Source organism: Marivita sp. (assembly GCF_020055675.1).
Classification (GTDB): Bacteria; Pseudomonadota; Alphaproteobacteria; order Rhodobacterales; family Rhodobacteraceae; genus Marivita.
On the sequence record NZ_JAIPUS010000057.1, the window covers coordinates 1 to 6795 of the forward strand.

Annotated in this window: 7 protein-coding genes and 1 pseudogene; 5 read left to right on the forward strand and 3 right to left on the reverse strand. The window is 57.6% G+C overall.

Going from position 1 to position 6795, the window contains the following annotated elements:
- Positions 1 to 191: 191 nt before the first annotated feature.
- Positions 192 to 581, reverse strand: coding sequence for a DUF3768 domain-containing protein (locus tag LCF59_RS17205; protein ID WP_292288851.1), 390 nt, complete (start codon positions 579 to 581; stop codon positions 192 to 194).
- Positions 582 to 1007: 426 nt separating this feature from the next.
- On the opposite strand from LCF59_RS17205, the gene LCF59_RS17210 reads away from it, so the two are divergent.
- Positions 1008 to 1916 (forward strand): helix-turn-helix transcriptional regulator, encoded by a 909-nt coding sequence (locus tag LCF59_RS17210; RefSeq protein ID WP_292288852.1) that lies wholly within the window; start codon positions 1008 to 1010, stop codon positions 1914 to 1916.
- Between the two features lie 281 nt (positions 1917 to 2197).
- Complete coding sequence (locus tag LCF59_RS17215) at positions 2198 to 2734, forward strand: hypothetical protein (protein ID WP_292288853.1); 537 nt, start codon at positions 2198 to 2200, stop codon at positions 2732 to 2734.
- Between the two features lie 179 nt (positions 2735 to 2913).
- On the opposite strand, the gene LCF59_RS17220 is transcribed toward LCF59_RS17215, so the two are convergent.
- Entirely contained in the window at positions 2914 to 3264 is a 351-nt protein-coding gene (locus LCF59_RS17220) for a zincin-like metallopeptidase domain-containing protein (protein WP_292288858.1), read from the reverse strand.
- A gap of 138 nt (positions 3265 to 3402) precedes the next feature.
- Here LCF59_RS17220 and LCF59_RS17225 point away from each other — a divergent pair, with 138 nt between their 5' ends.
- The 3 genes from LCF59_RS17225 to LCF59_RS17235 are packed head-to-tail and all read left to right on the forward strand — an operon-like array spanning position 3403 to position 6586.
- Positions 3403 to 4650, forward strand: coding sequence for a tyrosine-type recombinase/integrase (locus LCF59_RS17225; protein ID WP_292288854.1), 1248 nt, complete (start codon positions 3403 to 3405; stop codon positions 4648 to 4650).
- A complete protein-coding gene (locus LCF59_RS17230) occupies positions 4647 to 5591 on the forward strand; it encodes a tyrosine-type recombinase/integrase (protein WP_292288855.1) in 945 nt (314 codons plus the stop codon). Before LCF59_RS17225 ends, LCF59_RS17230 begins: the two co-directional genes overlap by 4 nt.
- Positions 5588 to 6586 carry a tyrosine-type recombinase/integrase gene (locus tag LCF59_RS17235; protein WP_292288856.1) on the forward strand — a complete coding sequence of 333 codons (999 nt, stop codon included), beginning with the start codon at positions 5588 to 5590 and terminating at the stop codon, positions 6584 to 6586. Before LCF59_RS17230 ends, LCF59_RS17235 begins: the two co-directional genes overlap by 4 nt.
- 82 nt (positions 6587 to 6668) lie before the next feature.
- Here the strand turns inward: LCF59_RS17235 and LCF59_RS17815 are convergent.
- Positions 6669 to 6795 (reverse strand): annotated as a pseudogene (locus tag LCF59_RS17815) (zincin-like metallopeptidase domain-containing protein); the annotation flags it as partial.

Genomic DNA, 6795 nt, shown 5'->3' on the forward strand with positions numbered 1-6795 from the left:
CCGATGGCGACGGTGAGAGGAGCAAAACTTGTGGTCATGGGATATCCTTCCAAGTGGGTGAGGTGTGGCCCGCGCGCTCGCGCGTGACCAATCCCCGGCTTCGGGGATCACAACGACAGAAGGCCCGCTTTGCCTTTTGGGGGGCAGCGGGCCTTCATCGTCTCAGATGTCAGGATGGGTTGTCCCCTGCCCTACCAGTCGCGCGCCAGCATGATGGTCAGCACGCGCATGGTGGTGGCGGGATTGTCCGGGGTCTCAGCCCCGTAGCGGAAGTCCGTATCCGCCTCATAGAGATCGATTTTCCAGAACACGGTCTCGCTCCGGATCTCGACTGCCCCGAAGTCATGCCATCCTTCGGGATCATTCTCGGGCTCGAACGTGGCAAACTCGCCGGTTGCCTTCACCGCCTCAGCCATGAAGCCGTCGCCGGCCTCCATAAGCGAGCGGGTGACATGCATCCGGCCCTGGATGGGCTGGGCGGGCGGCACACCGAGGCAGGCGAGCTTGCGGAAAGCGTCGTTCTGCGCCGCGATCACACTCGGATCCGGACGATCTGGCTGGGGTTGAACGGTCATGGACATGGGGATCTCCTTTGAGAAGTTGAAACACCCTTCCCAAAGCCTGCTTTCACTTTTCCGCTTGGCGGATGGAGCCAGACAGAACCAACACGTACCGCACTACTCCAGAAGTCCGCGGTGCGGACGAAGCGCGGTATCTCTGGGGCTGCGGCAAGGTCGGCTTTGGAAGCCTCTCGCCAAAACCGGTTAGTTTGGAATCAGAACAGAGACCGTCGATAGCCCAGAAATGCATCTCATTTTGAGTTCTTTTGCGCGACTTCATCCTCGCTATCGGGCATGGCGCCTACAAGAGCTATCTTTTATGAGTGCTCTATTATTAATTAAATCAAAATAATCCTCTCGAGGATGCGATGTTTGTCCGTCACTTCCTAGACACATCTCATAGCTTTGAGGCATCTTGCTTCCACAATGCTAAAGGAGACACGCACCATGCCAACTATTCTTGCAGAAAGACTTCATGCTGAAGCCCAAAAAAAGGGATACACCCAAGAGAAGCTCGCTGAGGCGGTCGGGATTAGCAGGGAGCAATGCGGGAAACAGCTTCGAAAGAAGGGGGTTATCCGCATCAATGAGGACACTGCCCGCGGATATGAGAGGGTCTTCGGCCTTTCCCGCGAGGAGTTGTCGAAACCCCCGCAGATGGACAGGGACACACCATCTGGTTGGAACCGCGTTGTAGTGCCGCTGTCAGACGAGGAGTTACTGATCCTCCGCTTGACCGCGATGCGCTACGGAGTGGATGACCATAGCATCCTGCGGATGTCTACCTCGCTCTTCATGATCGTAGCCGAGCTTCAGTTGGCCGACAGGGCAAAATGCCTGGCCGATGCCGAAGCTCAGATCCACGGTTTCCCTGACGGGCTTGACCACTTGGCAGATGCGCTTAACGGCAAGGGCCGAATTGAAGAGGCGTTGTGGACGGAAAAAAACGCAATTGAAGCTCGTGATATCACTGGCTCCACATTCTCGGACGATGAATGGCATGACAGTTTCACCGGCAACACCGATCTGTTCGAAGCCTTCATCGAACGAATGCTGAAAGAACTTGCGCCAGATGTGTATGAGTATCAGCTGGGCTCCCCAGCTTCCGATCTGTTCCAGGAACAGATTGAGGACCTCACACAGGGCGATGGTCTCGCGCTGATGGCTCTCCTCAAGAATGACGTTCACCCGCGAGAGCTAGCTGACATTCCACCAGAGAAGCGTGTCCCTTTTTTGCGTGGCCGATGCTCCGAGGCCACTCGCGCTGCGCATGAGGAGCGCGAATCCATGCTGGCAAATCTTAACCTCGATTTTGAGATTGAGGGCGCAGCAGATGGAGGACAGGCCGATGCTTGACTTTCACATAACGCATCACGCGGAGACGCGTAAACAGCAGAGAGGTTTTCGCAACGCCGATATCGACCTTCTGTTGACCCTCGGGGAACCCTATGGATGTGACGGCTACCGGGTCTCTCACCGGACCGCTCGGAACGAAATAGGACGGTTGAAGGCGCAGATTCAACAGATCGAGCGTTTGGCAGGCAGCATCGCAGTTGTCTGCGAAGGATCTGTGGTCACGGTCCACCACGGAGAGAACAACAAATCAAACAGTCGTCGCCGTCGCGGAGAGTCGCGTAATGGGAAATGAATGCAACGCAGAACTCGTGTCAGTTGAGCTACCGCTTCCTATTGTCCACGGCCTGCTGGCCCTTGCGCACCTCATGGACAACCGCGTTACAGCTTCACTGCGTTCAGCGCTCGACGAACACCAGAGGGAGTCCACCGCTCCGGAACCTGAGACACCACCTTTGGTATCAAGCGCAAAAAGGGCCAGCACGCTCCCTAACAACACCAATTTGCAGGCAGAAATTCTTGGCCAACGCGTGTCAGGGGTCACACTTCCGGACTTGTTCGCCCGGTGCGTAGACCTGATTCATAAGCTTGACCCCCCTGCTATCGAAAGACTCGGAGCCAAAAAAACGCATGCTCGGCGATATGTTGCACGTCGAAGGGAAGATGTTCACCTAAAGACTCATCACCTCGAAACCATGGAAACAGAATCAGGCTGGTGGATCAGCGCCAACGTCAGCGAACAGCAGGTCACAACGGCCCTGCGTCTTTTGGCAAGCGCTGCAAATCTAACGTTCGGAAAAGATGTCATCTTTCCGTTATGAACTGTCCGCGAGCGTTGCTTTTTGGGAATGTCTTTGCCGCCATTTTGATTTCGTCGAGAAACTTCGTTTAAAAAATCGGTCTTTGTTGCAAGCTCGGGGCTTTGTTTCAATGAGCTGACGTTCATCATCCGTTTACGCTGGGCTCGAAGCTGCCTTGCGGCAGTGCAGCGATTTATCCGTCAGGCGGCCTCGGCGCTGCGCCCTGCCCTGCCCGTCTCCGATCTGGCAATCAGGTAGTCGCAGGCGCGCTGCGCGTCCGCGGCGTGCCGGAAGATCGCGCCCTTGTCCGACCGAAGGACGCGCAACCAGTTGTGCAGGTAGGCGGCATTCATCTCCAGCGTATGGGCCGTGAAGCCGAGGGTTTGCCCAAGGAACACGGAGGTCAGTTCCGCGACGATCTCCTCGCGCGCGTAAGAGGTGTTGCCAAACTTCGAGAGCCCGAAATCGCGGTTCAGTCGATGCGGGGCTTTTGTGGCATGGGCCTTATGCCGACATCGGCATAAGATCCATAATGCCGAGTTTCGGATTATGCCGCACTTGTTCAGACAAGGTCTTGTTTCCTGCGGTTCTTGTCGTTTTTCGGCTGCATAAGACTGCAGTTCAGGACCGCCATGTCAGCGGGCCGATCTGCCATAGGTGCAACCTTCAACCAAAAGAAGGAAACACTCATGGAAAACGATACGCACCCAGACCAAACGACGAGGCGGAAACTGAAAGCTGGCAGCCATGCCGGTCGTTTTGCCCTACAGATCGAGGCGGAGGGATACGGTCTCCATTCCATCGCCAATTACAGGGCCACGGCCGAGGCGCTTTGGGCGGCGATGCTGGAGGCAAATGTCTATCCCACTGATCTGACCGATGATCGTATGGGCCAACTGGCGACGCCGATCATCAGTGTGGCTTCTGCCAGAGATCAAAAACACTGTCGGTACCGCATCAATCGATTCAGGGATTATCTTATTGAAAACGCCGGCGCACCGCCGCGTTCAGCGCCGCCGCTCGATATGTCTCCGAGGGCCTGCCTCAAGCGTGAATACGAAACCTACCTCCGCGTCCAGCGCGGCCTGTCCGAGGACAGCATCTACCACTGTCTGCGATTTTACGACCGGTTCCTGACCGCGAAGTTCAGCACCGGTTTGGGTGATCTCAACACCGTCAAGCCTGACGACATCACCGGGTTCATCCTTCGATTGCGTGAGGCGCAAAATGCGCCACGCGACAAGACCGGTCCGTCACATCTGCGCAATCTGTTCCAGTTCCTGTTCTGGAGCGGCAAGACGGAGCGAAACCTGAGCAGCGCCGTGCCGAAGGCGCGGCAGCCGAAGCCGACAGGCATTCCGAGGTATCTGGAGCCGGAACAGGTCAACCGGCTCATTGAGGTGGTGCGCGGCCACAAGAAAACGGGCCGACGCAACTATGCAATGCTGATGCTGATCGCCCGGCTCGGCCTTCGGCCCCCAGAGGTGACGGCGATAGAACTGAACGATATCGACTGGCGTGCTGGTGAAATCCTGATCCGAGGCAAGAGGCAGTTGCACGATCGGATGCCAATGTCAGCGGAGATTGGTGAGGCGATTGTCGATTACATCAAGAATGAGCGCCGGGGCCCGGACCGCGCGCTGTTCGTGTCGGTAAAACCGCCGTTCAAGAGGTTCAAGGACGCACAAATCCTGCGCTGGATCTTGCGGGATGCCTATGACGCGACCGGCATCAGCCCGCCACAAGCCTACATCGGCACACACATTCTGCGGCACAGCCTTGCCACCGACATGCTGCGAAAGGGCGCGTCGCTGGCCGAGATCGGGGATGTGCTGCGACACCGATCTGCGATGACCACGACAATCTATGCGCAACATGATGTCGATGCTTTGCGCTCGATCTCGCGTCCCTGGCCAACGGCGGAGGACATGCAATGAAGAGGCTTTCCCAACGACTTGATGAATATCTGGCCCTTCGGCGTTCGATGGGGTTTGACCTCTCCTTCGATGAACGGGTCCTCCGCAAGTTCGTCAGCTTTGCCGACGACAACGGGTTCCATATCATCTCGACGCCCTTGTTCCTTGATTGGAAGGCAAACTACGGCAGCGCGGACAGCAACACTTGGTCTCATCGCCTTGGCATGGTGCGCCGGTTCGCCTTCTGGCTTGCGGAGCACGACGATCGGACCGAGGTCCCGTCCAGCCAACTCGTCATCGGACGATACCGAAGGCGTGTCCCCTACATCTATGCGCCCAGTCAGATCGCAGACCTTGTCGCTGAAGCGGGTCGCCTGCCGTCACCATATGGCCTTCGGGCCGCTTTGTGGCAGACCCTGTTCGGCTTGATCGCGGTGACGGGCATGCGGGTGAACGAAGCTTTGTCTCTGGATCGACAGGACGTCGATCTTGACCGCGCCGTGCTCACACTCAGAAACACGAAGAATGGCAGGGATCGGCAGCTTCCCGTCAAGGGTGACACCGTCCATCGGCTTGCCCACTATGCCGAGTTGCGGGATCGGCTGGGCCCGCGACAATCGCCAGGGTTCTTCATCAAAGAAGATGGCGAACCGGCGGGAGGTTGCGGGGCACGCTACAACTTCGCGCATGTCAGCAGAAATATCGGCCTACGGTCACCGCAAGCCTTCAACCGTCACGGTCATGGTCCTCGAATCCATGATTTGCGGCACACATTTGCCGTTCACACCATCCTGGACTGGTTCCGTGATGGCCGGGACATCGAGGCCGAAATGTACAAGCTCAGCACCTATCTCGGCCATTCCGAGCCCAAGCATACGTTCTGGTATATCGAGGCCGTGCCCGAGCTGATGCAGTTGGCCGCGGCGCGGGCCGAACGACGGGTACTGGAGGGCGCATCATGATCGCGACCTATCCATTGCCCGTCTACGTGCAGCGGTTCTTCACCGAGCGGCTGTTGACCCAGATGCAGGCCAGCCCAAACACGATCGCCAGCTATCGCGACACCTTCCGGCTCTTGCTGAAATACGCGACAGCAGAGACCAGGTTGCCGCCGACTGAGCTGCATGTAGCCCACATTGATGCCGACATCATCGGGCGGTTCTTGACGTTCTGCGAGGATGAACGCGGCAACAGCGCGCGAAGCCGAAACACGCGGCTTGCAGCGATCCGTTCGTTCTTCAAATATGTCGCGGGCTGTGAACCCCAGTTGCTGCATCATTGCCAGAAGGTACTGGCGATGCCGTCCAAACGGCACGAAAAACGCGTTGTGGACTTCCTGACCCGTGACGAAATGGAGGCATTACTGAAGGCACCTGACCAGACGACCTGGTTCGGGCGGCGTGATCGGGTGTTGCTCCTCACAATGCTACAGACGGGCCTGCGCGTATCGGAGTTGATCGGCCTGCGCGCCCGCGATGTTGAGCTCGGCACCGGAGCGCACCTCAGATGTATGGGTAAAGGTCGAAAGGAACGCGCAACGCCGCTTCGGGCAGACAGTCGGGATGCATTGAAGGGATGGCTTGAGCAGTTCAGGACTGAGCCCAGCGATCCCCTGTTCGCAACCATCCGTGGCAGGCCGCTCAGCAGAGATGCGATTGAGCGAATTGTTCGGAAACATGCGGCCACCGCCGCCGCGACCAGTTCGACATTCAAATTGAAGCGCGTCACACCCCATGTCTTGCGCCACACCGCTGCCATGCAGCTTCTACAGAGCGGTGTGGACCGAACGATAATCGCCCTTTGGCTGGGCCATGAATCGATTGAGACGACACAGGTCTACATCCACGCCGATATCGAGCTGAAAGAAAGGGCGATGGCTCTGACACAGCCGGTTGGCCAGACGGGCGGACGATATCGACCGGGTGACGAACTCTTGGCATTCCTCGAAGCGCTCTGAATTATGCCGACAAGCCGCGCCGGCCTTCTCTATGCGCAACGGGATGCAAGGGTCGGCGCGGCATAATCCGAAACTCGGCATTATGGGCCAATTCATGGGCCCAAACCCCATAAAAATTTGGCGGGTTTTGAAACCGCGTGATGGACGGCATGAAGACCTTGTCCACGGGCGGCAGATAGTAGGCTTCCGTTCCGGTGAAGACGGTCGTG

Bases quoted from the DNA above. Each gene is read 5' to 3' on its own strand.
- LCF59_RS17205 (WP_292288851.1), bottom strand. From the start codon at position 581: ATGTCCATGACCGTTCAACCCCAGCCAGATCGTCCGGATCCGAGTGTG.
- LCF59_RS17210 (WP_292288852.1), top strand. From the start codon at position 1,008: ATGCCAACTATTCTTGCAGAAAGACTTCATGCTGAAGCCCAAAAAAAG.
- LCF59_RS17215 (WP_292288853.1), top strand. From the start codon at position 2,198: ATGGGAAATGAATGCAACGCAGAACTCGTGTCAGTTGAGCTACCGCTT.
- LCF59_RS17225 (WP_292288854.1), top strand. From the start codon at position 3,403: ATGGAAAACGATACGCACCCAGACCAAACGACGAGGCGGAAACTGAAA.
- LCF59_RS17230 (WP_292288855.1), top strand. From the start codon at position 4,647: ATGAAGAGGCTTTCCCAACGACTTGATGAATATCTGGCCCTTCGGCGT.
- LCF59_RS17235 (WP_292288856.1), top strand. From the start codon at position 5,588: ATGATCGCGACCTATCCATTGCCCGTCTACGTGCAGCGGTTCTTCACC.